This window comes from Arthrobacter zhaoxinii (assembly GCF_024385505.1).
In the GTDB taxonomy this organism is placed as follows: Bacteria; Actinomycetota; Actinomycetes; order Actinomycetales; family Micrococcaceae; genus Arthrobacter_B; species Arthrobacter_B zhaoxinii.
The window spans coordinates 19,226-44,152 of record NZ_JANFLT010000001.1 but is presented as its reverse complement, the minus strand read 5'-3'; the positions used below and the strand labels follow the sequence as shown (position 1 = coordinate 44,152).

Below are 24,927 nucleotides of genomic sequence, written 5' to 3'. Positions count from 1 at the left end.
CGTTGGCTCTACAATTTGTACACTGCCTGTGCTTAGTCCCCTGAAAGGACCCCATGCCCACCGACGCGCTGGACGCCCGTATTGTCACCCTGTTCACCGACAACCCCCGGATGTCGGTGCTGGAGGCCTCGCGCCGGCTGTCCGTTGCCCGGGCCACCGTGCAGGCACGCCTGGACCGGATGCAGGAGACCGGAGTGATTGCCGGATGGGGTCCGCGGATCGACGCCGAGGCCCTGGGGTACGACGTCGTGGCGTACTGCTCGCTCACCATCCGCCAGGACACCGGCCACGACGCGGTGGTCGCAGCGCTGTCCCGCATTCCGGAAATCCAGGAGGTCCACACCGTCTCGGGAGAGAGCGACCTGCTGGCCCGGGTGGCAGCGCGGTCCAATTCGGATCTGCAGCGGGTCATCGACGCCATTGTCTTCACCAACACCGTCCTGCGGACCTCATCCGTGATTGTGCTGAACACGCATTTCCAGGGACGGATGCTGCCGCTGCTGCTGGCTGCCGCGGACACCGGGATGTGAGCTGCGGCTTAGTCCTCCAGGCTGGCCAGGACCTTGTCCGTCAGTTCCTTCAGCTGTTCCAGTTCCGCGCTGTCCAGGGCCGGGGTCAGCAGCTCATGGATCCCGCGCACGTGGATGCGGCCCAGGCGGCGCTGGACCGCCCGTCCCTCCTCGGTCAGTGAGAGTTCAACACCTCGCTGGTCGTTCTCGGCGGGCCGGCGCTGCACCAGGCCGCGGGCCTGGAGCCGGTCCACCATCCGGCTCAGGCTGGGCTGGCTGATGAGCAGGTGTTCGTTGAGCTCATTGAGCCGGATCCAGCCGCCGGGGCAGCGCGTCAGGTTGAACAGGACGTCGTACTCCCGCATGGTCAGGTCCCGGAACTCCGGATCCCGCTGCAGCCGACGCATAACGCCTACCTGGACGCGGAACAGCGATTCCCACGCTTCCGCTGCCTGTTTCGCCGTGGCGTCATTCGTTGAGTGCATTGTTCCAGCCTACTGAACCGCGGGGGTCGACGCGGCAGCATCCCGCGCCGCCACGCGCGCGGCGTGGGTGGGGCCCTCGGGAACGTCCGCCGGGCGGCGGGCATCGAATTCCTTCCGCAGTTCCGGCAGCACGTATTCGCCGAAGAGGTCCAGCTGCTCCAGGACCGTCTTCAGCGGCAGCCCGGCGTGGTCGATCAGGAACAGCTGGCGCTGGTAGTCGCCGAAGTACTCCTGGAAACTCAGGGTCTTCTCCAGCACCTCCTGCGGGCTGCCGACGGTCAGCGGTGTCTGGGCGGTGAAGTCCTCCATGGACGGACCGTGGCCGTAGACGGGGGCGTTGTCGAAGTACGGACGGAACTCGTTGACAGCGTCCTGGGAGTTCTTCCGCATAAAGAACTGTCCGCCCAGTCCCACTACGGCCTGGTCGGCGCGGCCGTGGCCGTAGTGTTCGTAGCGCTCGCGGTACAGGCCGATCAGCTGCATGTAGTGCTCCTTCGGCCAGAAGATGTTGTTGGCGAAGAAGCCGTCCCCGAAGTACGCGGCAATCTCCGCCACCTGCGGCGTGCGGATGGAACCGTGCCAGACAAAGGGGGCCACGCCGTCGAGCGGCCGGGGCGTGGCCGTGAAGTTGTGCAGCGGGGTGCGGAACTTGCCCTCCCAGTTCACCGTCTCCTTGTCCCAGAGCTGGCGCAGGAGGTTGTAGTTCTCCACGGTCAGTTCCACCGAGTCCTGCGGATCCTTGCCGAACCAGGGGTAGACCGGGGCGGTATTGCCGCGTCCCAGCACCAGGTCCACCCGGCCGTCGGCCAGGTGCTGGAGCATGGCGAAGTCCTCGGCAATCTTCACCGGGTCATTCGTGGTGATCAGCGTGGTGGTGGTGGAGAGGATGATCCGCTCGGTCTGCGCGGCGATGTAGCCCAGCAGCGTGGTGGGGGAGCTGGCGTAGAAGGGCGGGTTGTGGTGCTCGCCGGTGGCGTAGACGTCCATGCCGATCTCTTCGACCTTGCGGGCGATGGCCACCGCTGCCTTGATCCGCTCAGCTTCCGTGGGGAGTTTCCCGGTGACGGGGTCCCGGGTGATGTCGCTGACGCTGAATACGCCGATCTGCATGGTGTCCTCCGGACGTTCGGGTGTTTCTTAAAGTATATGCATACGCATGCATTTCCCCTTCAACGGGCGCCGGCATTCTTTCATTCCCGCCGGCGGCCCCGCCCGGGGCTGCCGGGGCCTGCTAGGCCCCGGCAGCCGCCCCGGCAGTTTCCTTCCGCTGCTGCCGCTTCTCGCGGGCCCCCTCCACCAGGCGGTAAAGCACCGGTACCAGGATCAGCGTCAGGGCGGTGGAGGAGATCAGCCCGCCGATCACCACAATGGCCAGCGGACGGGAGATGAAGCCGCCCTCCCCGGTTATGCCCAGCGCCATCGGGGTGAGGGCGAAGACGGTGGCCAGCGCGGTCATGAGGATGGGGCGCAGGCGCTGGCGGGCGCCGCGGAAGATGGCGTCCTCCACATTCATGCCCGGTTCGCTGCCCCGCGGCTGCCGGTACTGGTTGATCAGGTCCATCAGGACAATGGCGTTGGTCACCACAATGCCCACCAGCATAAGCATGCCGACCAGGGACGGCAGGCCCAGCGGAACCCCGGTGAGCAGCAGCAGCAGGACGGCGCCGGTGGCCGCAAACGGGATGGAGACCAGCAGGATCAGCGGCTGCAGCAGGGACTTGAAGGTGGCGACCATGATCACGTAGACGATGGCAATGGCCGCCAGCAGGGCCAGGCCGAGCTGGGTGAAGGACTCGTTCTGCTGGGTGGCGGCGCCGCTGAGTTCTGCGGTCACGCTGGCGGGCAGGTCCACCTCGGCCAGGCGGTTCTGGACTTCGGTGATGGTCGCGCCCAGGTTGTCCCCGTCCGGGGAGACGGAGACGACGGCGGTGCGCTCGCCGCCGGACGAGGAGACCGACGTCGGGACCTCCACCTCTTCCACCGTGGCCAGGGAGCTCAGCGGCACGGCTCCGGTGCCGGCGGGCACCGAAATGCTGTTCAGCTGCTCCAGCGACGTGATGGGGGTGCCCTCGCCGATGAGTACCTGGAGGTCATCGGTGCCCAGCCGCACCGATCCGGCCGGCAGCGGGCTGATGGTGGAAGCCACCAGGCCGGCAATCTGCTGCTCGTTCAGGCCGGCGGCAACTGCCTTGGCCCGGTCGATGCTGATCTGCACCACGGGCTGGGAGGAGGACAGGTTGCTGCTCGCCTCCGCGACGCCCGGCAGATCGGACATGGCCTCCACCAAGGCGTCACTGGCCGGCTGCAGGTCGGCCGGATCCCCGGCTGAGAGGGAAATGTCCACCGTGTTGGAGGTCCCGAAGCCGCCGCCGGTGCTGCCCAGGGTGAGAACGCCGGCGTCGTCGTCGACGTCCTCAAGCGCGGACCGCACGGTGTCCCGCAGTGCCACCTGGTCCACGCCTTCCTCGGTGATGACGGTGAAATTCGCCACCGAGGAGCCGCCGCCGGTGAAGGCTCCGAGCCCGGACGTGGAGGTGCCCATGGTGACCTGGACGTCCTTGACGCCCTCGGTGCCGCCGAGGATGTCCTCCACCTCGGCGGCGGCCTCGGAGGTCCGTTCGAGGGAGGTGCCCGCCGGCAGCTCCTGCCGCACGCTGAAGGTGTTCTGTCCCGTGTCGCCCAGCAGGTTGGTGGGCAGCAGCGGGGTCATTGCCGCGGTCGCGGCGAGGATGATCAGCCCGGCGGTCACCGTGTAGACGGGGTGGCGCTGGGTGGTGCGCAGGAGCGGCAGGTAGCCGCGCTGCAGGAGGGTCCGCGATTCGCGTTCCTCGGCCTCGGCACGGTAGGCCGCCGGATCGGCGACCGGCGGGGAGGACTTTAGGAACCAGTAGGCCAGCACCGGGACAATCGTCAGCGACACCAGCAGGGAGGCCAGCAGGGCGAGCGTTGTGGTCACTGCGAAGGGGCGGAACAGCTCGCCCGCCAGGCCGCCGACAAAGGCGATGGGTGCAAACACCGCCACAGTGGTGAGGGTCGACGCCGTTACGGCGCCGGCGACCTCGCGGACGGCGGTCAGGATGGCACTGCGTTTGTCCTCGCCGTAGCCGAGGTGCCGCTTGATGTTCTCGATCACCACAATGGAGTCATCCACGACGCGGCCGATGGCGATGGTCAGCGCACCGAGGGTGAGGATGTTCAGGGAGTACCCGAAGGCGAGCAGCCCGATGAAGGTCACCAGCAGCGACAGCGGAATGGACACGGCCGTGACCAGCGTGGAGCGCAGCGAGAGCAGGAAGACCAGGATCACCAGGACTGCGAAGCCGAGGCCGAGCAGTCCCTCCGTGGTGAGGTCGGAAATGGATTTTTCAATGAACGGGGCCTGGTCGAAGATGACCGTGAAGACGGCGCCGTTGCCCAGTTCATCCTGGAGTGCGGGCAGCAGGTCCATGACTTCGTGGGAAATGCCGACCGTATCCCCGGCCGGGGTCTTGGTGATGGACACAGCCAGGGTGGCTTCGCCGTTGGTACGGGTGATGGAGCTGGATTCATCCTCGGTGATGTCCACCGATGCCACGTCGCCGATGGTGACCGGCGTGCTGCCCGGAGTCGACTGGCTGGATTCGACCGGCAGGCCGGAAATCTTCTCGAGGCTGTCCAGCGGTGCGCCCACCTGGATCGACAGGGTGCGGCTGCCTTCCTCGACCGTGCCGGCAGGCAGCAGGTCTCCGCTGTTCTCCAGTGCGTCGACGATGGCCGTGGGGGTGACGCCGGCGGCGGCCAGGGCTGCGTTGTCGGGCAGGATGGCCACGTGGCGGGTGGAGCCGCCCGTCACCTCGGCCGTGCGGACACCTTCGATCTTCTGCAGGCGCGGAACCGTCAGTCGCTGCAGATCCGCGTTGAGCTCGGCCAGCGGTTCATCCGAGGACACCGCAAGGTAGACAATCGGGAAATCGCTGATGCTTCCGGCCAGCGACTGCGGATTGGCATCGTCGGGAAGCAGCTGGCGGGAGTTGGAAATGGCCCGGTCCACCTGCCCGCGTGCCCGGTCCAGGTCGGTTCCGTAGGCGAAGGTCAGGCTGATCGTGGAGATCCCGGACCGGGACGTCGCCGAGGAGGACTCGAGGCCTTCGACGGCGGTGAGGGCGCCTTCCAGCGGTTCGCTGATCTGGGCATCCACTACCTCGGGGGAAGCCCCGGGCAGGGCCGTGATGACGCTGATCTGCGGAAACTCCAGTGACGGGATCAGTTCCTGCTTCAGGGAGCTCATTGAAATGACCCCGAAAACCGCCACGAAAACCGTGATCAGGGCAATGAGCGCCCGGTTGGAGAGGGACAGCTTGGCCAAACGGTCCATGATCCTGCCTTAGGAAGGGCGAACTGGAGTTGGAAAACGCCCGCAGCGCCGGCGTCGTAAAGCCTGTCGCGGCGCAGGCCCGCCGAAAGGGGAACCTGCGCCGCGGCTACAGCAGGTGCTAGGAAAGTCCCAGGACCTTGGTGGTGTCGGCTTCGATCTCCGCCGCCAGCTGCTCGTTCTCGTTGAGCTTCACGCCGTAGCCCGGGATCATTTCCTTGATCTTCGGTTCCCAGCCGCCGAACTGGCGGGGGAAGGCGCGCTTGAGCAGGTTGATCATGATGGGCGGTGCCGTGGAAGCGCCGGGGGAAGCCCCGAGCAGGGCGCCGATGGAGCCGTCCGCGGCGGTGATGAGTTCGGTGCCGAACTGCAGCACGCCGCCCTTCTTCGGGTCCTTCTTGATGACCTGGACACGCTGGCCCGCGGTGATGAGGTCCCAGCCTTCGGTCTTCGCGGACGGCATGAATTCCTGCAGCGCCTGCGTTTTGCCTTCACGGGTCTTCATCACCTCGGTGACGAGGTACTTGACCAGGCTCATGTTGTCCTTGGCCACGCCCAGCATCGGCACGAGGTTGGACGGGCGGACCGAAAGCGGCAGGTCCAGGTAGGAACCGGTCTTCAGGAACTTCGGGGAGAAGCCGCCGTACGGGCCGAACAGCAGGGAACGCTGGCCATTGACGAAGCGGGTGTCCAGGTGCGGGACCGACATGGGCGGTGCACCGACGGAGGCCTGCCCGTACACCTTCGCGTTGTGGCGCGAAATGATGGATTCGTCCGTGGAGCGCAGGAACTGGCCGGAGACGGGGAAGCCGCCGAAGCCCTTGCCCTCGGGGATGCCGGAGGCCTGGAGCAGGTGCAGGGCTCCGCCGCCGCCGCCGATGAAGACGAAGCGGGCGGAAACGGTGCTGGTGGTGCCGGCAGCCAGGTCCTTGACCTTGACCTCCCAGCCGCCGGTGGAGGAACGCGACACATTGCCGACCTCGTGGCGGAAGTGCATGTTCACGCCGTTGGCGCCAAGGTAGTTGGTCAGTTCGCGGGTCAGCGCACCGAAGTCGACGTCGGTGCCGCCGGCAACGCGCGAGGCGGCAACGCGCTGGGACGGGTCGCGCCCTTCCATGATCAGGGGGGCCCATTCGGCCAGCTTGGCCGGGTCCTCGGAGAACTCCATGGTCTTGAACAGGGGCTGGGCGCTCAGCGACTCGTAGCGGCGGCGCAGGTACTCCGAATGCGCGTCACCCCAGACGAAGCTCATGTGCGGCAGCGGATTGATGAAGCTGTTGGAGATGTGGCCGGAAGACACCAGATGCGACCAGAACTGCCGGGAAACCTGGAACTGCTCGTTGATGCCCACCGCCTTTGCCGGGTCAACGGAGCCGTCGGCCGAGGCCGGGCTGTAGTTGAGCTCGCAGAGTGCGGCATGGCCGGTTCCCGCGTTGTTCCACGGGTCGGAGCTTTCCAGCCCCGCGCGGTCGAGGCGCTCGTAGAGGGAGATGTCCCAGTCTGGCTGGAGCTGCTTCAGGAACGCCCCGAGGGTCGCGCTCATGATGCCGCCGCCGATCAGCAGTACATCAGTTTTCGTTGCGGACTTATCCGCCGGGCTATTAGCAGTCAACTTGTTCTCCAGTCGCGTGGGCGCTAGCCCTAGAAGCGTATCCCCGACCACATGTCTTCCTAAAATTATCGCTTGCCCCGGCGTCCCGGCGGGAGGGGGAGCTGCCAACCGCTGACCGGGGACGGGCGGCCTCAGCTGTCCGTCAGGGTGATCCGGTTGAAGACTTCGTGCAGGACGGGGCTGGTGGGATAGCCGCCCACCCGGGGGGACAGCGCCAAGGCGGAGATGGGGAAAGCGAGGGGGACAGCCGGCACCCGCTCGGAAAGCCGGTCGGAGATCGCTTGGTAGGCGTCCGTCTGTTCCTGGCCCTCGGCGAGGGTCCGTGCTTTTTCGATGCCGGTGAAGACCTCGGGGTCGTTGTAGGAAAATTCGGCGGTATAGCGGCCGAACAGGGTTCCTACAAAGTTGTCCCCGGCCTCGTAGCTTCCGGCAAGTCCGAGCAGGTGGAAGGCCCGGTCCTCCTTGCCCTGCACCCTGTCGAGGTAGCCCTGGGACCAGTCCACGGGGACCGGGCGGATGTTGAATCCGGCGGCGGTGAGCTGGCTGCTGAGCCGGGCGTAGACCTTTTCCGGTGTGGGCAGGTAGCTGCGGGTCACGCGGCGCGGGTAGTAGAACGGCAGTTCACGGCCGTCGTAGCCGGCTTCCTTGAGCAGCTCGCGGGCCTTGTCGACGTCGTACCCGTAGCTGGTAATGCTGTCGGAGGTCAGGCCGAGCTTTTCCGGAAGGAACTGGTTGGCGGCCTTGGTGCCGTTCAGGAACAGACCCTCCAGGACGGCCGGCTTGTCGATGGCGTGGGCAACCGCTCGGCGGATCAGGACGTTGTCCAGACCGGGGAAATTGGTGTTGATGCCCAGATAAAGGATGGAATACGGGTCCCGCTGCTGGATCTGCAGGCCGTTGCGGGCCAGGTCGCCGACGTCGTTGACGGTCACCAGGTCGTAACCGTCCACGTCCCCCTTCTTCAGGGCACGAAGCCGGCCTTCGGGGCTGGAGATGGTCCGGAAGACGACGGTTCCGATCTGTCCGGCCTCGCCCCAGTACTCCGGGTAGGCGGCCAGCTCAACGGTGTCCTCGTTCCAGCCGACAAAACGGAACGGACCGGTGCCCACCGGGGCGACACCGTAGCCGGAGACCTTCCGCCCGTTGCGTTCCTGGGTCAGGGCATCGGCGGCGGCGTCCGTGAGGGCCTTCGGCGACGACATGGCGAAGGCCGGAGCGGCAAGGGCGGGGATGAAGCTGTTCAGCGGCTCGGTGAGCTCCACCCGCACCGTGTATTCGTCCTCAACCACGCATTCCCGGTAGACCGCGGTCTTCGGGGTGTCCGAGAATCCGCGGAAAACCGACCGGTACATCAGGGAATCGCTGCGCACGGATTCCGGCAGGGTGTACCAGCGCTCGAAGTTCCGGCGTACGGCCTCGGCGTTGAACGGCTCGCCGTCGTGGAAGGTGACGTCGCGGCGCAGTTCAAAGGTATATGTCCTGCGGTCCTCGGACTTGGTCCAGCTCTTGGCCAGCAGCGGCGTCGGGGCGGAGGTCAGGGGGTCCACGCCCACCAGTCCTTCCAGCACCTGGCGCGTGACGCGGTAGGACTCGGTGTCCGTGGCCAGGGCGGGGTCCAGGGTTACCGGGCGTGCCGCCGCCGCAAAGACGAACCGGCCCCGGGGACCGGCCGGTCCGGTGGCCGCAGGGGCCGGGGACGGGGAATCATCCGCTGCCTCCGCCGTGCAGCCGGCGAGCATAAAGGCCGCGGCCACGGCGCTCGCACGGATAACCGAGCGGCGGGAAAGGGCGGGGGTGCCGGTGCCGGGATCAGCAGGGCCGGAGATAATAGTGCCGTGCTGGGCGCTGCCGGATTCGGCGCTGCCGGATTTGCCTCTGCCGGATTTGGTCACGGTGATACTCCTCCGGGACGCTCCATCCCTCATATTTCGGTGATTCTTCATTCTAAATGATTAAAAACCGGTAAACAGCTGTGAGACACGCGTCACAAGGGGCAAGAGTGGGGCAGGATGGGGAAATGACTGATTTGACCACTGATTCGCCCCTGCTCGAGGTGAGCAACCTCGCCGTTAATTTCCGGACCATGGACGGAGAAGTCCCCGCCGTCCGCAATGCCGGTTTTTCTCTCCCGGCAGGCAAGACGCTGGCCATTGTGGGGGAGTCCGGGTCCGGAAAGTCCACTACCGCAATGGCCGTCATCGGGCTGCTGCCGGGTAACGGCAAGGTCGCCTCGGGCAGCATCCGCTTCGACGGCCAGGAACTGGTGGGTCTTCCGGAGTCCAAGATTCGGGCTATCCGCGGGCGTTCCATCGGACTGGTTCCGCAGGATCCCATGTCCAACCTCAACCCGGTCACCAAGATCGGCACCCAGGTTGCCGAAACCCTGCTGGTCCACGGGATGGCGACGTCCAAGGACGTTGACCGGAAGGTCGTGGAGGTCCTCACCGCGGCGGGGCTTCCCAATGCCGCCGAACGTGCCAAGCAGTACCCGCATGAGTTCTCCGGCGGCATGCGCCAGCGTGCCCTGATTGCCATTGGGCTGGCGTGCCGCCCCCGGCTGCTGATCGCCGACGAACCCACCAGCGCCCTGGACGTCACGGTCCAGCGGACCATTCTGGACCAGATTGACCGGATGACGGAGGAGCTCGGGTCTTCCGTCCTGCTGATTACCCATGACCTGGGGCTCGCCGCCGAGCGTGCCTCCGAACTGGTGGTGATGCACCGCGGCGAGGTGGTGGAAACCGGTCCCGCCCGCCAGCTGCTGGAGGATCCGCAGCACCCGTACACCCAGTCCCTGGTCCGTGCCGCCCCCAGTGTGGCGGCCGTGCGGCTCAGCCCCGGTGCCTTTGCCGGGCATGCCGCGCCGAAGGGCGCGGCGACCGCCGGACCGTCGAAGACCCTGGCTGCCGAGCCCGCCGCGGCGGAGCCGGACAACATCGTGGAGTTCCGCGACCTCACCAAGGTCTTCAAGATCCGCGGCCGTTCCGATGATTTCTATGCCGCGAAGAATGTCACCCTGGACATTCCGCGCGGCCGCACCGTGGCGATTGTGGGGGAGTCCGGTTCCGGCAAGACCACTACCGCGCGGATGCTGCTGAAGCTGATTGAACCCACCAGCGGAACCATGACCTTTGACGGCATGGACGTCGCGACCCTGGACAAGGTCCAGCTGCGCGAGTTCCGGCAGCGGGTGCAGCCGATCTTCCAGGACCCCTATTCCTCGCTGGACCCGATGTACACCATCGAACGGATCCTGGAGGAACCACTCAAGACTTACCGCCGCGGCGACAAGGCAGAGCGCCGCCGTCGTGTGCTTGAACTGATGGAGCAGGTGGCGCTGCCGCCGGAGATGCTGCACCGCTACCCTGCGGAGCTCTCGGGCGGGCAGCGGCAGCGTGTGGCCATCGCCCGTGCCCTGGCGCTGAAGCCGGAGCTGATTGTCTGCGACGAGCCGGTCTCGGCCCTGGACGTCCTGGTACAGGCGCAGATCCTCCAGCTGCTCGGGGACCTGCAGCGCGAGTTCGGTCTCAGCTACCTCTTTATCTCCCATGACCTGGCAGTGGTCCGGCTGATCTCCGACTACGTGTGCGTTATGAAGGACGGCGAACTGGTGGAGGCCGCCACCTCGGAGGAAGTCTTCTCCAACCCGCGCCACCCCTACACGCGGAAGCTCCTGGCATCCATCCCGGGCAACGAGCTCAACATCGACAGCGAGCTGGCCTCCTAATGACGGGCGGCGCCGTGCAGGCGGGCGCAGAAGCGGAACTGGATGCCGAACTGCGGGAGCTGCTGTCCGTCCGGAACCGGGAGGACATGGCGCCGACCATTGCTGCGCTGCTCGAGGTCCATCACCGGCACCCGGGCAATCCCCGAGTGCTCTATGAAGTGGGCGGCGCCTATGACACTGCAGGCGAAGAGGAAACGGCTGCGGGATTCTACGAACAGGCGCTGGCGCTGGGGCTGGAGGGGGACGTGCTGCGTCGCTGCTACCTCCAGTACGGCAGCACTCTCCGGCTGCTCGGCCGCACCGAGGAGTCCCTGGCGGTGTTTGCCGGCGCCCGGCGTGCCTTCCCCGGGTCGGTGTCGCTGGGTGTCTTCGAGGCGCTTAGCCTGCATGCCGCGGGCAAGGCGAACGCGGCGCTCGCCGGTCTGCTGGTCCTGCTCGCGGAGAATGTCTCCTCGGAGGACCTGGAGCGGTATCTGCCGGCACTGCACGGCAACGCGGATTACCTGGCGTCACTCGACGGGGACGGCGACGACGGCGGTACCGGTCGCGCTTGAGCCGCGCAGAATAGCTGCCGGGCCGGAAACGCCTGGTGCACCAACACAGAAGGGCCTTCCCTGGAATTCCAGGGAAGGCCCTTCTGTTGTTTGCAGCGGTATGCCGCTCCCGGTTACTTCCGCCGGGTCTTGGGATCCAGCGCCTCGCGCAGGGACTCGCCCAGCAGGGTGAAGCCAAGCGCGGTCACCGCAATACAGATACCCGGCAGGAAGGCCAGCTGTGGAGCCACACCCAGTTCGGCCTGGGCGTAGGTCAGCATCCGGCCCCACTCGGCGGTCTGCGGCAGGCCGCCGCCGAGCCCCAGGAAGGACAGCGCAGCGGCGTCAATGACCGCCGTCGCCAGGGTCAGGGTCGCCTGGACAATCACCGGGCCCATGCTGTTGGGCAGCAGGTGGCTCATGGTGATGGTGCGCCGGCTCAGCCCCAGCGTCTGGGCGGACAGGATGTAGTCCGCGCTGCGCTGGGAAATCATCGACGAGCGCAGGAGCCGGGCAAAGATGGGCACCTGCGAGACACCGATGGCGATCATGACGGCGGCGGCATTCTGTCCCAGCAGGGCCGCGATGCTCACGGCCAGCAGCAGGTTCGGAACCGAGAGCAGGATGTCGACGAAGCGCATGATCACGCTGTCCACCCAGCCGCCCAGGCCGCCGGCAATGACGCCGAGCAGCACGCCGCCGGCCAGGCCGAGAGCGGTGGAGACAACACCGATGATCAGGGACGCGCGTGCACCCCAGAGAAGTTTGGAAAGGACGTCGCCGCCGAACCGGTCCAGGCCCAGGGGATAGCCGTCAATGTCGCCCGGACCGGGAATGCTGGTCGGGGTGATGTTGGTGCGGCCGGGCAGGTCGTTGCCGCCGTAGGGGGCAAGCAGCGGGGCGAGGATGGAGACCAGGATGAACAGGCCCACAATGACGGCGCCGGCAATGGCCGCCGGGTTGCGGCGCAGCCGGCGGAAGGCGTCTTTCCACATGCCGCTGCCGGTGGCTGGCTTCGCTGTGGGAGCCCCTTCGGGGAGGACGGACCCGCCCGCTGCGGGAGGCAGAGTAGTACTCACTGGACACGCACCCTTGGATCGATGAAACCGTAGGACACATCAACGATCAGGTTGATCAGTGAGTAGGCCACGGCGATGAAGACAATGAATCCCTGCAGGACGGGATAGTCGAGGGCGAAGATCGCGTCCCTCAGGAACCTCCCGATGCCGCTGAAGGCGAAGACCGTCTCCGTCAGCACTGCACCGGAAATCAGCAGGCCGGTCTGCAGGCCGATGGTGGTGGTCACGGGCAGCATGGCGTTGCGCAGCACAAACCGGCCGCGGATGGTTTTTTCCATCAGGCCCTTGGCCCGGGCGGTGCGGACGTAGTCAGCGCCCTGGACCTCCAGGACCGAGGCCCGGGTGATGCGCACGATGATTGCCAGCGGAATGGTGCCCAGCGCGATGGCGGGAAGCACCAGGTGCAGGATGGCGTCCCAGGAAGCGTCCCATTCCCGGGTGAGGAGCCCGTCCAGGACGTAGAAGTCGGTGACGTGTGTGGCGTTGATGCGTGGATCCTGGCGCCCGTCGGTGGGGAACCAGCCCAGCTGGATGGCCAGTACCCACTTGAGGATGAAGGCGAGGAAGAACACGGGGACGGTGATGCCGATCAGGGACAGCACCACGGAGGAGTGGTCCCAGAAGCGCCCGTAGTGGCTGGCTGCGAGATAACCCAGCGGAATGCCGATGCCGATCGCGAAAATGAGGGCGACAACGGCGAGCTCCACGGTGGCGGGGAAGCGGGTGGCGAACTCCTCGAGCACGGGGCGTCCGGTGACGATGGAGGTGCCGAAGTCTCCCTGGAGGAGTTTGCCGACGTAGGTGAAGTACTGCTCGATCAGGGGGCGGTCGAATCCGTAGGCCTTGTTGATGTTGGCGATGGCTTCCGGGGATGCCTTGTCGCCGAGCAGCGCGGTTGCCGGGCCGCCGGGCAGGTTGCGGACCCACAGGAACAGCAGGATCGAGAGGCCGATCAGGGTGGGGATCAGCATAAGAAGGCGTTTGCCGATGACTCGTAGCACGAGTGTCCTTTCCCAGCGGGAGGCTGGAGGATCTGGGGAGGAAAAGACGAGGCGCGTTGGAGGCCGGGAACCCCGCGGGGTTCCCGGCCTCAACTCAGGGGTTACTTGGTGAGCTTGATGTCGCTGAAGACTTCGTCGCTCACCGGGCTGGCCGGGTAGGACTCCACCCGTTCGGAGAACGCGAGCGACGGCGCCGGGTGGGCCAGCGGAACGGCCGGCACGAACTTGGCGATGTCCTCATTGATCTGCTCGTAGAGCGGGGTCTGCTCTTCGAGGGTGGAAACCTGGCGGGCCTCTTCGAGGGCCGCGAAGATCTCCGGGTTGTTGAAGCCGAACTCCGGCTTTTCCTGACCGAAGAACACGCCTACGAAGTTGTCCGTGTCGTTGTAGTCACCCGTCCAGCCCAGCAGGTGCAGGCCGTGGTCCGACCCTGCCTGGACCCGGTCCAGATAATCCGGGGACCACTTGTTCGGCTGCTCGTTGACCGTGATGCCTACCTCGCCCAGCTGGGCGCTCAGGTTGGTGAAGACCTGCTCGGGGGTGGGCATGTACGGACGGGAAACGCCGGTGGGGTAGTTGAAGTCCACGCTGAAGCCGTCCGGGTAGCCGGCCTCTGCCAGCAGTGCCTTGGCCTTCTCGGGGTCGTACTCATACGTGGTGACGTCTTCGTTGTAGCCGTTGACGACGTCGGGAATGAACTGGGTGGCCACCTTGGTGCCCTCGGGCAGGGTCTGGCTGACCAGGGCTTCCTTGTCGATGGCATGGGCGATGGCCTGGCGGACCTTGGGATCAGCCAGCTCCTTCACCTGCTGGTTCATGCCCAGATAGAGGATGGTGAAGGGATCGCGGGGGACCACGTTGAACCCGGCGTCGGCCAGGGACTGGGTGTCGGCCGGGGCCACGAGGTCGTAGCCGTCAATGTCGCCGGATTCCAGGGACTGGCGGCGGGCCTGCGGATCGTCGATCACGCGGAAGATGATGTCGGTGACCTGGGGTTCGCCGCCGCCCCAGTAGTCCTCGTTCGCCGAGAGGGTGATCTGGTTGCCCACATCCCAGCCGTCGAACTTGTAGGGACCGGTGCCGGTCGGGTGGCCCTTGGCGTATTCGGTCAGCTCCGGGGCTTCGGCCGTGCCGGAAGACTCGTTGGCGCCGAATTCCTCCAGGGCAGAAGGGCTCTGCATGCTGAAGGCGGGCAGCGAGAGGGCTGCAACGAAGCCGGCGAACGGCTTGTTCAGGGTGACCACGGCCTGGGAATCCGAGGAGGCTTCGCAGGACTTGTAGGTGGCGGCTTCGGGGTTGTCGGAGAATCCCTTGAAGAGCATGCCGTAGTAGTAGGCCTGGCTTTCGGCCTGCTGGATGCCGCTGAAGTTGTACCAGCGGTCGAAGTTGGCGCAGACGGCTTCGGCGTTGAAATCGGTGCCGTCATGGAACTTGACGCCTTCTTCGAGCTCGAAGGTGTAGGTCATGCCGTCTTCGGAAGACTCCCATGACTTCGCCAGCAGGGGTGCCGGGTCCGCGGTGCCGGGCTCGGTGCCGACCAGGCCCTCGAACATCTGGCGGCTGACGCGGAAGGTTTCGCCGTCGGAGGCGAAGGCCGGGTCAAGGGACTTCGGGTCGGACGAGGCGGCAAACACAAAGGTGCCGTCCACGCCCTCGGAGCCGCTGTCGGCCCCTTCCTCGCGGTTGCTTTGGGCACAGCCGGAGAGCACGAGTGCGCTCAGGGCAAGGCCGGCGGTAAGGGCGGACGCGCGCTTTTTCGCGGACCGGCCTTTCCGGACGCTGTCTGCTGGGAACATGTTTTGGGTACTCCTCAAGGGCGGATGAACGCTAAGCGAGTGGTGCCTGCGGCCGGAAAGCCGGCCCGGATGCGTCCTTTGGACACAAACGTATGGACAGAGCCTAATGGGGAAGTGTTTCTGTTACGTGACATTGATCACCGTCGGCGTGGTCACGATTTGGTCACGTCCCCGGGCGGGAGGTGATTTATCCGGGCATGAAAAAAGCCCCGGTCCGAAGACCGGGGCTTTTACTATTCAGTGCGCGAGGAGGGACTTGAACCCACACGTCCGAAGACACTGGAACCTAAATCCAGCGCGTCTACCAATTCCGCCACTCGCGCCGTTTTCCCTGCCGGCTTTTCGGCCGGGTGCGGGAAACCGGTTTTAGTCTACCCGAGGTTAGTCAAGCCCCAGATCACGACGGAGCTTGGCCACGTGCCCGGTGGCTTTGACGTTGTACTGGGCGACGGAGACCTTGCCCTCGGGGTCCACCACCACGGTGGATCGGATCAGTCCTTCATAGGTGCGGCCGTAGTTCTTCTTCTCGCCCCACGCGCCATAGGCCTCGGCCACCGCGTGGTCCGCGTCGGAGAGCAGCGGGAAGTTCAGGTTTTCGGAGGCCGCGAACTTTTCCAGCTTTTCCACCGGGTCGGGGGAGATGCCCAGGACGGTGTAGCCGGCGCCTTTGAGGCTGTTCAGGTTGTCACGGAAGTCGCAGGCCTCCTTGGTGCAGCCGGGGGTGGCCGCCGCCGGGTAGAAGTAGACGATGGTGCTGCTGCCGCGCAGAACCGCCAATGACACGCTCGTTCCGTCTGCGGCGGGAAGGACGAATTCCGGTGCGGTTTCGTCTGGGCTAAGGCGGGGCATGAAGGTCTCTCCTTGGTCTCGATTTCGCGGCCGGGTGCGTCAAAACGCGACATTCCCACGCGCGGTGGCTATCCTAGACTGTGGATCGGCACGCAATCAGCAAACTTACTGTTTGCGCGGGATCCGAAGCCTAGAGGAAGAGTTTTATTTTATGCCGGATATGGAGCGCTGGCCCACCGGTCGCCTGTTGTCGACAGCCGCCCGCCTTGTAGAGCACGCCTGGAACGAGCGGTTAGTCAGTATTGGGCTGACCCACGCAGGCGTCATCGCGTTGGGCGTCCTGGAAACGCAGGGACCCATGACGCAGGCCCGCCTGGCCCAGCTTGTGCGCGTTCAGGCGCAGACCATGGGCAAAACCCTGGCCCGCCTCGAAACCCACGGGCACGTCAGCCGGGTGCGTAATGATCTGGACAAGCGCAGCCACATGGTGACCATCACCGCTCAGGGCACCGAGGCCCTGCACGAAGCGCAGAACATTGAGCGGACACTGCTTGACGGCGGTGAGCTGCTGTCCGAGGCGCTTCGAAGCCAGCTGCGGAAGGTCATCAGCGAGCTGGGCAGCCCGCGCTGGCAGGTTGCCGTCGACGTGCCGGGCCTCCCGATTCCGCCCGAAAGCATGATTCTGCCGGAGCCGGCGGAAGCAACGGAAGCCGCGGCGGAGAGCCGCTGACTGCTGCGGTGCACGCACGAACGTAAGAAATAAGAAAGAGGCACATCCACGGGATGTGCCTCTTTCTGTGTTAAGCCCGCTAACTTCGAGGGCAAGTGAACTTTGAAAGGGTGGCCGTGGAGCAGAAGGTCAACGAAAGGTACATTAATTTCGCCAGTGTGATTGACGACGGAACTCTGGAACAGAACACCAGGACCTCCCGGATGCCCTTCATTTATCCGCACCTCGCTTCGATGCCGGATGCCCATCTGGGGAAGGGTGCGGCGGTGGGCTCCGTCATTCCCACCCTGGGGGCGATTATCCCCGCGGCAGTCGGCGTCGATATTGGCTGCGGCATGATTGCCGTCCGCACCCAGAATTCCGCGGCGGATATTGCCGGGAAAAACCGCCGGGTTCTCCGCGAAGCGATTGAACACGCCATTCCGCTTTCGGCCGGCAACAACAACCGCAGCCTCACCGACTCGGCCCGCCTCCGCGTCGAGGAGCTGGCCGACGACGCCGCTGCCGCCGGCTTTGATCCCGCCGCCTACCTGTTGGGCTGGCGGCTCCAGCTGGGCACGCTGGGCTCGGGGAACCACTTCATCGAAGTGTCCCTGGACGAGGAGCGCGCCGTCTGGCTGTTCCTGCATTCGGGCTCACGCGGTGTCGGAAACAAGATCGCCCAGCAGCACATCTGGGCCGCGCAGAACTACTGCGGGAAGCGGTCGATCGACCTGCCGGACCGGGACCTGGCCTACCTGGAGGAAGGGACCGCGGAGTTTGACCGGTACATTGCTGAACTCATGTGGGCGCAGAAGTTCGCGCTGCTGAACCGTGAGGAAATGATGGACCGAGTGGTGGCCTGCTTCAGCGCGTGGACGGGCGAGCCCGTGCAGGAGCGGGAGCGGATCAACTGCCACCATAACTACACCGCGGTGGAGCACCACTACGGCAGGGACGTGTGGCTTTCCCGCAAGGGCGCCATTGACGCCTCGCCGGGACGGCCCGGACTGATTCCGGGATCCATGGGCACGGCGTCGTACGTGGTGGAAGGCAAGGGGTACGCGCCGTCGCTGAACTCCGCTCCGCACGGGGCCGGGCGGGAGTATTCCCGGACCAAGGCACGCAGGACCTTCAGTCAGGAGCAGCTGCGCAGGGCCATGAAGGGGATCGAGTTCCGCGACACCGCGGCCTTCATTGACGAGATCCCGGCGGCGTACAAGGACATCGACGCCGTCATGGCGGATGCGAAGGATCTGGTCACGGTGAAGCACGTGCTGCGGCAGATTGTGAACGTGAAGGGGAACTGAGGGATTCATCAGCCGTTCCCGGAGCACTGACTCGTGATGCTGCCGGATTAGTAGAGCCTGGAGCCCAGCCACTTGTAGCCCGGGCCGGGTTCCCCTTTGGCTGGGGAAGGGGGAGGGGAGGGCGAAGTCCCGGCCCATGCCAGTGATTCTTATAGGTCAGGGGAGCGGTGTAGCTGCTGAACAAACTATGAGCGGCCGTTTCGGCAAAAAAAGAAAACCCCGCCCGACCCGGTATAATGCCGAATCGAACGGGGTTTTGTTTTGTGCACCCCCCGGGACTTGAACCCGGAACCCATTGATTAAGAGTCAATTGCTCTGCCAATTGAGCTAGAGGTGCGCACTTTGCTGGAAGGAAGACCTACGCCGTGAGGCGCGGTTCGTTCTCCGCAACGACATGAAACATTACCACGTCACGGCAGGGTGTACGAAATCCGGGCCGTGCTGGGAGCGGATCAGGAACCATCCGGAGGGTCCGGCCCCGGTCAACGGATCCGTTCGTTGCGTAGATGCCCCACTTCTGCTGGGTGTGCGGGACGATCATGACATCAACATATTGCCGGGGATGACTGCGATGCGTTTCAGTGGATGCCGTGCGGTAACCGGGTGGCAGTGGGTTCGAATCCGAGGATGAGCTGGGTCCGTGCGAGTCGGGGGACAATGGCCCCGCGTACTCGATGCCGTCGCGGTTCAGTGCGGAAGCCTCGCCATTGATTGAAGGAAGCGACGGTGATGTGCCAGCCCTTTCCCGCTGCGACTTTTGGATTTGCAGTAACACTTTGCCGCGGAGCTTATCCCCAAGTTGTCATCGCCCGCCGCGCGCCGTGGATTGTAGCGCTGGCTCTATCGCCCCCATACACGACCCCGCCGCCAACTATGGACGGTAGCGCCATCCCTCAACAGCAGTGTGAAACCCTATCTGGGCGCTGGCTGCGATCATCCGGGCGGTCGTGCCGTAGAAGCGCACCACTTTCCCGCCCGCGGTGTCCATCATGACCTGGGGCGAGTCGGTCCGGCCGCCACGAGTGTTGATGCGTCCATCTGGGATTCCCCGACACACAAGTCCCCGAACGGCACCTCGTCCACCGCGAAGTCTTCAGTGGCTCCCGTGATTTCGGAGCGTAGATGATGTCGATCTTCGTTAGGAATGTGTCCCCGAAGCTAACGGGGGCTATGACGGCACGTCCGGCTAGATCCAACCTCTCATTGTCAGGTATGCGTGAACCTGCCGTGCAACGAGCGCAGCGGTCTCCGGCTTGTAGTGCGTGGTGTCGAGCATGATGGAGGGCGGCAGAGCGTCGCACTCCATATTGGCGAGGTCATCACTGGTCGGAGTCACGCCGAGGTCGTAAATTGCCTGGTGCACCAAGTAGGAGCGAATATCCAGAAACTTGTTCGGATACATCTGCTGGAGACGGGCGTTGATTTCTAGTATCGACAGGTATCCGGAGGTGCCGCGCTTTTCGAGAGTGTTGGTTGTGGTGGAAAGTATGAGTGCCTGTTTGAGCTGGGGGCTCAGCCAGTCCACGATGCGCTTGATGCCGTTCACGACATTGTCTTCGGCTCGGTTGTCGCCGCCGGCAATGCCGGGGATGTTGTTGCGCCCCAACATGATCACAACTGTGTCTGCTTCATGTCCGGCACTTTCAGGCTTGAACAGTGTCCCGGGAGGAACGGGGGTGGCGATGCCGGGCGCGGTGCGTGTGAACGTGAATGTGGTGTTGCTGGTGGTGCGGATCAATGTTCCGGGCACCCCTGCCAGAGTGCCTTTCATGTTCCGCTCCGTGCCTGTAGGCCGCCAGCCGATGGCAGCGGTGGTGGAGACCGATATGGGACCCGTAGCGGGGAGCGAGCCACCCATGACGACCAGTGGCAACGGGAAGGCCCCTATCCGGACGGCTGCCTCATCTACGGTGTATCCGGAGATTGCCAGGTTGAAGACCTCAACGCCGGCCGGAGCCAGCTTGGAAAGTATGTAGGGGTAGGCAGATTCCGTCCAGTTCACGGTGGTGTTGGGGTAATATCCGGCGGAGAGTGAGTCTCCGATGCAGGACACTCTCGTGCTTGATGATCGGGTGTATCCGATTGCTTCATCAGCGACAGAGCACGCCGATTCTGGGCTGAGGTGGAGCTTTTCAAATGCGGATATTCCCTCGAGCCGTATTCCGCCGCCCACGTAACCGTTCTGGTCTGCGAACGGTATCGCCCATCCGTTTCGTGTTGAACTGGTAGGACGCAGGGAAACCGATTCGTCGCCCTTCACCGTCGGTTCCTTTTCGAAGTTCCAGACGCCGTCAATCTGTAATCCCCCAGAGGTGTACCCGTCCTGATCTGTGAAGCGGACAGCTTACGCGGCGGATTCCACTGCCCGCAATAGATGCTGGCTGGATCCACGGACCAGGTCGAGACCGTTCGTTGCTTTCGTTTATGCCTACTCTGCGGCTATGGCAGCTGCGGCGGTCACGGCGTCATTGGAGGCCAGGTAAGGCCGGCAGCATTTTCGACGGCGTCTCGGACGAGCCCATCCGAGGTGAGTGCTTGGATGATAGCTTCCTGCGCGGGCGCGGGCGCGGACACGGACGCGTTGGTGGCCGCGGCGGTGGCGGACAGTGGTGCTTGCTCAGCAACCACTAGTGCTGCCACTGCTTCTTCTTTCACCCCTTCGTATGAGGTGAAGAATAAAGTGAAGCCGGTCCGGTCCACGCAACACGGTCGAGTGTTGGGTACATGAAAGGCAGGGCCGAAGCCTTGTGCATTTACCTATTGGGTGGGCCAGCATCAATCACTCCACCGTGGTCAAACGCAGCGGCGTTTGGGAGGTGTCCCGGGGGGAAAATGGTTGCGACACCGTTTGCTGCGACGTTGCTCGGACTGGGCCGGTCGGCTGCGAAAATTTTGTTAAATATGTATGCCACGGGGCGTCTCCCGTGTGCGTGGCGCGGATGCGTTCTGGCGGGCTTCTGGCGGATTGCGTGGTGTTGCCGCGTTGCGTGGCAGGGTTGGCAGTACCTGAGAGTCACCAACAGGCCGATGCCGTACTTTGGCGGGCAACGTCTCAGTTACTGGGCAGGCCCCACCCCGAAGGGTGAGGCCGGTGGAGGTATCCGGCGGGACGCCTAGGACCGTCGCCCCAGAGTTGCTAATCGTCTGCGGCGTGCGTGCCACCCCAACCGCGCCTTAGAATTGCGTGATGGATACACAGGACCAAATAGACAAACTTAGTCGCGAGGTCGCCGAACTGCGGGACACGATCGGCCAAAAGGTAGATATCGGGCCGTCAATTGGAACGAGCTGCGAACTCGGCGAGCGCGTCCAGGTGCATCACGGATCCGTGCTGAAGGGCAAAATCAGCGTAGGCAATGACACGGTGATATGGCCAAATGCCCAGTGGGACGGTCCGATCACCGTCGGGAGCCACGTATTCGTCAACCAAGGCAGCTACATTCGCCCATACGTGACTATCGAAGACAGGGTTTCCATTGGACCCTTCGTCCGCATCATCAGCGATACTCACGACATCAGTGCAGGTCAGCGGCGGACAGGCACTCCCCGCAAGGACCCCATCGTGATCGGGGCAGGGACGTGGATCGGTGCAGGTGCCACCGTCATGGGCGGGGTTACCGTGGGGCAGCGATCGATTATCGCGGCAGGTGCGGTCGTAACGGAGGATGTTCCGGACAATGTCCTGGTGGCAGGTGTTCCCGCCCGCCTCATCCGCAGGATCGCAGACGGTGAGAACGGGGCTACTCTGACAGCGCCTGACCAGCCGGAGTTCAAGGATGTCGGGGCGTCCGCCCTTTAGCCTGCAATAGAAAAAGCGCCCACGTTAACGCGGGCGCTTCTTGCGCTAAATCTGGGCAGAGGCCGTCTTTACTGGAAGTTGGCCGGGGGTAGCTCACGTGTCCATTCAAGAGCAGCCGCCAGTGCGCTCAAGACCACCGCTGGAGGCGGCGAATCGTGCAGATGGCCACCCTCGTACTCGGCCGCTCTGACCCGGGGCAGGTTCCCGCCCCTCGCGCAGGCGCCGAGGAACGGATAGTAGTGGTCCCGGTAGTGAAAATCGTTCACGTTCTGGACCGTGTAGACATAGTTTTCCAACGGGTGTGAGTACCGGCGGAGAGCCGACATTCTGTCGCCGGCGGGGAGACTCCAGTCCGGCTCATAGTCCATCTTCCAGATACTGTCGGTCGCAAGGTCCGGGCGGACGACCTCCAGGTATTTGCGCTGCGCGTCGACGCCCTTGGCCTCACCCCTCGTTAGGTAACCATGGACTGATGTCTGTGGGTTAAAGGACAAGCACACGCTGCCCGGGACAAGCGCGGATATCTGCAGGGACGCGAAGCCCCCTCCTGAGGATCCGGCAAACATGATCCGGGTTGCTCCGATAGACTTCGCTGCCGTGACGGACCAGTCCGCTACGGCCTGCTGCGCGTCGAACCCGTCCCAGCCCGTGTACCAGGCGAGCTGGATATTGTCCTCCCGAGTCAGGGCCGGGTCAGCAAAGTACATGCTGGAAACGTCGTTGCTGATGATGGTCCGCATACGTTCAAAACGCGGCAGCGTGTACTTCCGGCGGTCCAGAGCCCCGTGCAGGCTGACGACGAGTACATCGGTTTCCTTGTTCACGAGGAGCGCATCAAAGGGCTCGCCAGACGCAATTACGTGCCGGTAACGGCTCGCGCCCGCATCCGGGGAAGGCTTGAAATCGTCCAGGGTCTCGACCGTCATTAGAGGCGGGTTCAGCCCGGCTTCATCAAGGTCCTCTATAGGGATGGTTGTCATGCCATTTACCCTAATGCACTAGGGGAGCCCCTAGCAGACCTTGATCGACCTCTTGTAAACAAAAACCCCGCCCGTTCAGGCGATGAACCTGATCGGACGGGGTTTTGATTTGTGCACCCCCCGGGACTTGAACCCGGAACCCATTGATTAAGAGTCAATTGCTCTGCCAATTGAGCTAGAGGTGCGCATTCGAGGTGATGGAAACCGGCAGTATCTCTTGCGCACTTGCCATCAGCAACGACATGAAACACTACCAGCAGTTTCGCCGGAGGACGAAATTTTCCGGGGTTTTGTGTTCCGTTTCACGTTGCATCCCGGTCCGGGGTACTGCCGGAATAGGGGAGGACCACCAGTTCACCCGGAGTTCCCTCCCATTCGCTGCCGTTGTCCACCACCCAGGTCCGGGAAGGTAGGTTCGACGCCAGGTCGCCTGTGGTCACGGTCGTGACAGCATCGCGGGGGACCGGGGTGACCGGCAGGTCCGGATCCGGCACGCCGGCGGTGTCGATTCCTGCCGCAAGCCGGACCACGCCGTGCCCCAGCATCCGCTCCACCGCCGCGAGGACCGCTGCAGCGGATCCCACCCCGAGGGCTGTGAAGAGCAAGGACTTTCGAGTCACGGCGGCATCCTTCGGTCGGCGGAAGGCACATTTCACGTTACGGCGGGTACCTGCCGCTGTCCATAGCTGCGGACCCCGGCCGGCCTCCCGACGCCGTCCCGCCTCCCGGGGCGACACCGGTTACGCTGGCTGCCATGGCCGACATTGACTCCCGCAAGGTCCCGGTACGCACCCTGACCGTGCCCACCCCCGAGCTCCTCGACGCCCTGCAGCCGCTGCCCGAAGGCATGAACGCCGTCCTCTGGGATCTGACAGGCGAGCCGGAAGGAGTGGCATACGAGGCGATCGACGCGGTGGTGCTGCCCTACGCCAATGGCGCCGACTACGGAGATGCACTGGACCGGGTGCCGAACCTGCTGCTTCTGCAGGCACAGTCCACCGGCTACGACGGGCTGCCCGAACTGGTGGGCGATCAAACGGCCATTGCCAGCGCTGCCGGAGTCCACGCGGCTGCCACGGCGGAAATGGCCCTCACCCTGATCCTTGCCGCACAGCGGGGGATCGACACTGCGCTGAGCGCCCAGCATGAGGGCCGGTGGGAAGCGCTCCGGTACCCCGGTCTGGCGGACCGGCGCGTCCTCCTGGTGGGGGTGGGCGGAATCGGCCGCGAGATTGCCGCACGGCTGCGGCCCTTCGACGTCGAACTCACCCGGGTGGGCAGCACGGCCCGGACGGACGACGACGGTGCCGTGCACGGCACGGGGGAACTGGCAGATCTGGCCCCCCGTGCAGAAATCCTGGTGGTGATCACTCCGCTGAACGAGCAGACCCGGCACCTGATCGACGCCCGTGTCCTCGCCGCGCTGCCGGATGGGGCGCTGGTGGTCAACGTGGCTCGGGGTGCGGTGGTGGACAGCGAGGCCCTGACCAAGGAAGTGGTGTCCGGCAGGCTGCGTGCTGCCCTGGACGTCTTCGACCCGGAGCCGCTGCCCGCCGGACACCCCCTGCGGCAGGCGCCCGGGGCAATCATTACCCCGCACTGGGGTGGGAACACCGCAGCGTTCGAGCCGCGGATCAAGGCCCTGCTGCGCGAGCAGGTGGCCCGGCTGGCGGCAGGAAAAGAACCCTTGAATCTGGTCCGCCCGGGCCCCTGGGCGTAGCCAGCGGGACCGGGGCGTTAGGCCAGTTCCAGGTAGGAGTCCACGAAGGAGCGGAAATCCTCCCAGTCGGCGGCCTGCTCCAGCAGGCGCCCACCTTCTGCGCCGGCGGCCGGAAGGACGGCCTGCGGCTCGACGGCGAACTGGAAGATGCGCCCGGTGCTGGTGCCCACCTCATAGGCATCCGCGTCCAGTTCATCCGTATGGCTGAGGTTGGTGGTGTTCACGGACGTGGGCACTTCCAGCCCGGCCAGGGTGGCGGCGTCGAACGGAGCGAACACCACCTCGGCCGGACGCCACCGGTAACCCAGCACATAGAAGCCGGTTTCGCCGTCGAGTCCCGGGGTGGCCAGCACCAGGTTGTAGTCACCGTAATTGGGGATCTGGGATTCGAAGACGCGCCGCAGTACCCGCTTCAGCTGGTCGCTGGTGGGGGTGCCGGCGTCTGTGCCCGGGACAGTAGCTGCGTCCGGATGGGGAAATCCTGTATCCGATGTCATACCCCCAGTCTATGAACACCGTCCCCCTAT

20 protein-coding genes and 3 tRNA genes are annotated in these 24,927 nt (G+C 64.8%); 7 read left to right on the top strand and 16 right to left on the bottom strand.

Going from position 1 to position 24,927, the window contains the following annotated elements:
- Positions 1-53: 53 nt before the first annotated feature.
- Positions 54-530, top strand: coding sequence for an Lrp/AsnC family transcriptional regulator (locus NNX37_RS00195; RefSeq protein WP_255789875.1), 477 nt, complete (start codon positions 54-56; stop codon positions 528-530).
- Positions 531-538: 8 nt separating this feature from the next.
- Here the strand turns inward: NNX37_RS00195 and NNX37_RS00190 are convergent, their stop codons facing one another.
- The 5 genes from NNX37_RS00190 to NNX37_RS00170 all read right to left on the bottom strand — a co-directional run bounded on the left by NNX37_RS00190 (position 539) and on the right by NNX37_RS00170 (position 8,849).
- Complete coding sequence (locus NNX37_RS00190; protein ID WP_255789874.1) at positions 539-994, bottom strand: MarR family winged helix-turn-helix transcriptional regulator; 456 nt, start codon at positions 992-994, stop codon at positions 539-541.
- Between the two features lie 9 nt (positions 995-1,003).
- The gene (locus NNX37_RS00185; RefSeq protein WP_255789873.1) at positions 1,004-2,104 is read right to left on the bottom strand and encodes an LLM class flavin-dependent oxidoreductase; all 1,101 of its coding nucleotides are present in this window, start codon (positions 2,102-2,104) and stop codon (positions 1,004-1,006) included.
- Between the two features lie 121 nt (positions 2,105-2,225).
- Entirely contained in the window at positions 2,226-5,348 is a 3,123-nt protein-coding gene (locus NNX37_RS00180) for an efflux RND transporter permease subunit (protein ID WP_255789872.1), read from the bottom strand.
- A 118-nt stretch (positions 5,349-5,466) separates the two neighbouring features.
- The gene (locus NNX37_RS00175; protein WP_255789870.1) at positions 5,467-6,957 is read right to left on the bottom strand and encodes a malate:quinone oxidoreductase; all 1,491 of its coding nucleotides are present in this window, start codon (positions 6,955-6,957) and stop codon (positions 5,467-5,469) included.
- A gap of 131 nt (positions 6,958-7,088) precedes the next feature.
- A complete protein-coding gene (locus tag NNX37_RS00170) occupies positions 7,089-8,849 on the bottom strand; it encodes an ABC transporter substrate-binding protein (protein WP_255789869.1) in 1,761 nt (586 codons plus the stop codon).
- Positions 8,850-8,974: 125 nt separating this feature from the next.
- Between NNX37_RS00170 and NNX37_RS00165 the strand changes: the two genes are divergently transcribed.
- A complete protein-coding gene (locus NNX37_RS00165; protein ID WP_255789868.1) occupies positions 8,975-10,684 on the top strand; it encodes an ABC transporter ATP-binding protein in 1,710 nt (569 codons plus the stop codon).
- Positions 10,684-11,238: a tetratricopeptide repeat protein gene (locus NNX37_RS00160; RefSeq protein ID WP_255789867.1), complete on the top strand. Its 555-nt coding sequence runs from the start codon at positions 10,684-10,686 to the stop codon at positions 11,236-11,238. The genes NNX37_RS00165 and NNX37_RS00160 overlap by 1 nt, the downstream gene beginning before the upstream one ends.
- 113 nt (positions 11,239-11,351) lie before the next feature.
- Here NNX37_RS00160 and NNX37_RS00155 read toward each other — a convergent pair whose 3' ends face one another.
- The 5 genes from NNX37_RS00155 to bcp all read right to left on the bottom strand — a co-directional run bounded on the left by NNX37_RS00155 (position 11,352) and on the right by bcp (position 15,942).
- On the bottom strand, positions 11,352-12,296 hold the full coding sequence (locus tag NNX37_RS00155; RefSeq protein ID WP_407079896.1) for an ABC transporter permease: 945 nt from the start codon (positions 12,294-12,296) through the stop codon (positions 11,352-11,354).
- Positions 12,293-13,297 (bottom strand): ABC transporter permease, encoded by a 1,005-nt coding sequence (locus tag NNX37_RS00150; RefSeq protein ID WP_255789866.1) that lies wholly within the window; start codon positions 13,295-13,297, stop codon positions 12,293-12,295. Before NNX37_RS00150 ends, NNX37_RS00155 begins: the two co-directional genes overlap by 4 nt.
- 101 nt (positions 13,298-13,398) lie before the next feature.
- Complete coding sequence (locus NNX37_RS00145) at positions 13,399-15,093, bottom strand: ABC transporter substrate-binding protein (RefSeq protein ID WP_255789865.1); 1,695 nt, start codon at positions 15,091-15,093, stop codon at positions 13,399-13,401.
- A gap of 241 nt (positions 15,094-15,334) precedes the next feature.
- A tRNA-Leu gene (locus tag NNX37_RS00140) sits at positions 15,335-15,416 on the bottom strand.
- 58 nt (positions 15,417-15,474) lie between these two features.
- On the bottom strand, positions 15,475-15,942 hold the full coding sequence (gene bcp, locus NNX37_RS00135) for a thioredoxin-dependent thiol peroxidase (protein ID WP_255789864.1): 468 nt from the start codon (positions 15,940-15,942) through the stop codon (positions 15,475-15,477).
- 151 nt (positions 15,943-16,093) lie between these two features.
- Here bcp and NNX37_RS00130 point away from each other — a divergent pair, with 151 nt between their 5' ends.
- Together NNX37_RS00130 and NNX37_RS00125 are read left to right on the top strand one after the other, a co-directional pair.
- Entirely contained in the window at positions 16,094-16,612 is a 519-nt protein-coding gene (locus NNX37_RS00130) for a MarR family winged helix-turn-helix transcriptional regulator (protein ID WP_255789863.1), read from the top strand.
- Positions 16,613-16,707: 95 nt separating this feature from the next.
- The gene (locus tag NNX37_RS00125) at positions 16,708-17,901 is read left to right on the top strand and encodes an RtcB family protein (protein ID WP_255789862.1); all 1,194 of its coding nucleotides are present in this window, start codon (positions 16,708-16,710) and stop codon (positions 17,899-17,901) included.
- A gap of 264 nt (positions 17,902-18,165) precedes the next feature.
- On the opposite strand, the gene NNX37_RS00120 is transcribed toward NNX37_RS00125, so the two are convergent.
- Both NNX37_RS00120 and NNX37_RS00115 read right to left on the bottom strand, forming a co-directional pair.
- Positions 18,166-18,238 (bottom strand) — tRNA-Lys (locus NNX37_RS00120).
- Between the two features lie 849 nt (positions 18,239-19,087).
- Complete coding sequence (locus tag NNX37_RS00115) at positions 19,088-20,161, bottom strand: SGNH/GDSL hydrolase family protein (protein ID WP_255789861.1); 1,074 nt, start codon at positions 20,159-20,161, stop codon at positions 19,088-19,090.
- A 927-nt stretch (positions 20,162-21,088) separates the two neighbouring features.
- Here NNX37_RS00115 and NNX37_RS00110 point away from each other — a divergent pair.
- On the top strand, positions 21,089-21,700 hold the full coding sequence (locus tag NNX37_RS00110) for an acyltransferase (protein WP_255789858.1): 612 nt from the start codon (positions 21,089-21,091) through the stop codon (positions 21,698-21,700).
- Positions 21,701-21,768: 68 nt separating this feature from the next.
- Here NNX37_RS00110 and NNX37_RS00105 read toward each other — a convergent pair whose 3' ends face one another.
- From NNX37_RS00105 to NNX37_RS00095, 3 genes are all read right to left on the bottom strand, one after another.
- Positions 21,769-22,680: a hypothetical protein gene (locus NNX37_RS00105; RefSeq protein ID WP_255789857.1), complete on the bottom strand. Its 912-nt coding sequence runs from the start codon at positions 22,678-22,680 to the stop codon at positions 21,769-21,771.
- Between the two features lie 112 nt (positions 22,681-22,792).
- Positions 22,793-22,865: transfer RNA gene (locus NNX37_RS00100), tRNA-Lys, on the bottom strand.
- Between the two features lie 117 nt (positions 22,866-22,982).
- Positions 22,983-23,300 (bottom strand): hypothetical protein, encoded by a 318-nt coding sequence (locus NNX37_RS00095; protein ID WP_255789856.1) that lies wholly within the window; start codon positions 23,298-23,300, stop codon positions 22,983-22,985.
- A gap of 134 nt (positions 23,301-23,434) precedes the next feature.
- Here NNX37_RS00095 and NNX37_RS00090 point away from each other — a divergent pair, with 134 nt between their 5' ends.
- Complete coding sequence (locus NNX37_RS00090; RefSeq protein WP_255789855.1) at positions 23,435-24,400, top strand: 2-hydroxyacid dehydrogenase; 966 nt, start codon at positions 23,435-23,437, stop codon at positions 24,398-24,400.
- A 17-nt stretch (positions 24,401-24,417) separates the two neighbouring features.
- On the opposite strand, the gene NNX37_RS00085 is transcribed toward NNX37_RS00090, so the two are convergent.
- Positions 24,418-24,897, bottom strand: a complete 480-nt coding sequence (locus NNX37_RS00085) for a hypothetical protein (RefSeq protein ID WP_255789854.1) — start codon at positions 24,895-24,897, stop codon at positions 24,418-24,420.
- Positions 24,898-24,927: the final 30 nt, after the last annotated feature.

Coding starts and splice junctions, on each gene's coding strand:
- NNX37_RS00145 (WP_255789865.1), bottom strand. CDS start 15,093: ATGTTCCCAGCAGACAGCGTCCGGAAAGGCCGGTCCGCGAAAAAGCGC.
- NNX37_RS00165 (WP_255789868.1), top strand. CDS start 8,975: ATGACTGATTTGACCACTGATTCGCCCCTGCTCGAGGTGAGCAACCTC.
- NNX37_RS00185 (WP_255789873.1), bottom strand. CDS start 2,104: ATGCAGATCGGCGTATTCAGCGTCAGCGACATCACCCGGGACCCCGTC.
- NNX37_RS00110 (WP_255789858.1), top strand. CDS start 21,089: ATGGATACACAGGACCAAATAGACAAACTTAGTCGCGAGGTCGCCGAA.
- NNX37_RS00190 (WP_255789874.1), bottom strand. CDS start 994: ATGCACTCAACGAATGACGCCACGGCGAAACAGGCAGCGGAAGCGTGG.
- NNX37_RS00195 (WP_255789875.1), top strand. CDS start 54: ATGCCCACCGACGCGCTGGACGCCCGTATTGTCACCCTGTTCACCGAC.
- NNX37_RS00130 (WP_255789863.1), top strand. CDS start 16,094: ATGCCGGATATGGAGCGCTGGCCCACCGGTCGCCTGTTGTCGACAGCC.
- NNX37_RS00090 (WP_255789855.1), top strand. CDS start 23,435: ATGGCCGACATTGACTCCCGCAAGGTCCCGGTACGCACCCTGACCGTG.
- NNX37_RS00180 (WP_255789872.1), bottom strand. CDS start 5,348: ATGGACCGTTTGGCCAAGCTGTCCCTCTCCAACCGGGCGCTCATTGCC.
- NNX37_RS00160 (WP_255789867.1), top strand. CDS start 10,684: ATGACGGGCGGCGCCGTGCAGGCGGGCGCAGAAGCGGAACTGGATGCC.
- NNX37_RS00105 (WP_255789857.1), bottom strand. CDS start 22,680: ATGACAACCATCCCTATAGAGGACCTTGATGAAGCCGGGCTGAACCCG.
- bcp (WP_255789864.1), bottom strand. CDS start 15,942: ATGCCCCGCCTTAGCCCAGACGAAACCGCACCGGAATTCGTCCTTCCC.
- NNX37_RS00085 (WP_255789854.1), bottom strand. CDS start 24,897: ATGACATCGGATACAGGATTTCCCCATCCGGACGCAGCTACTGTCCCG.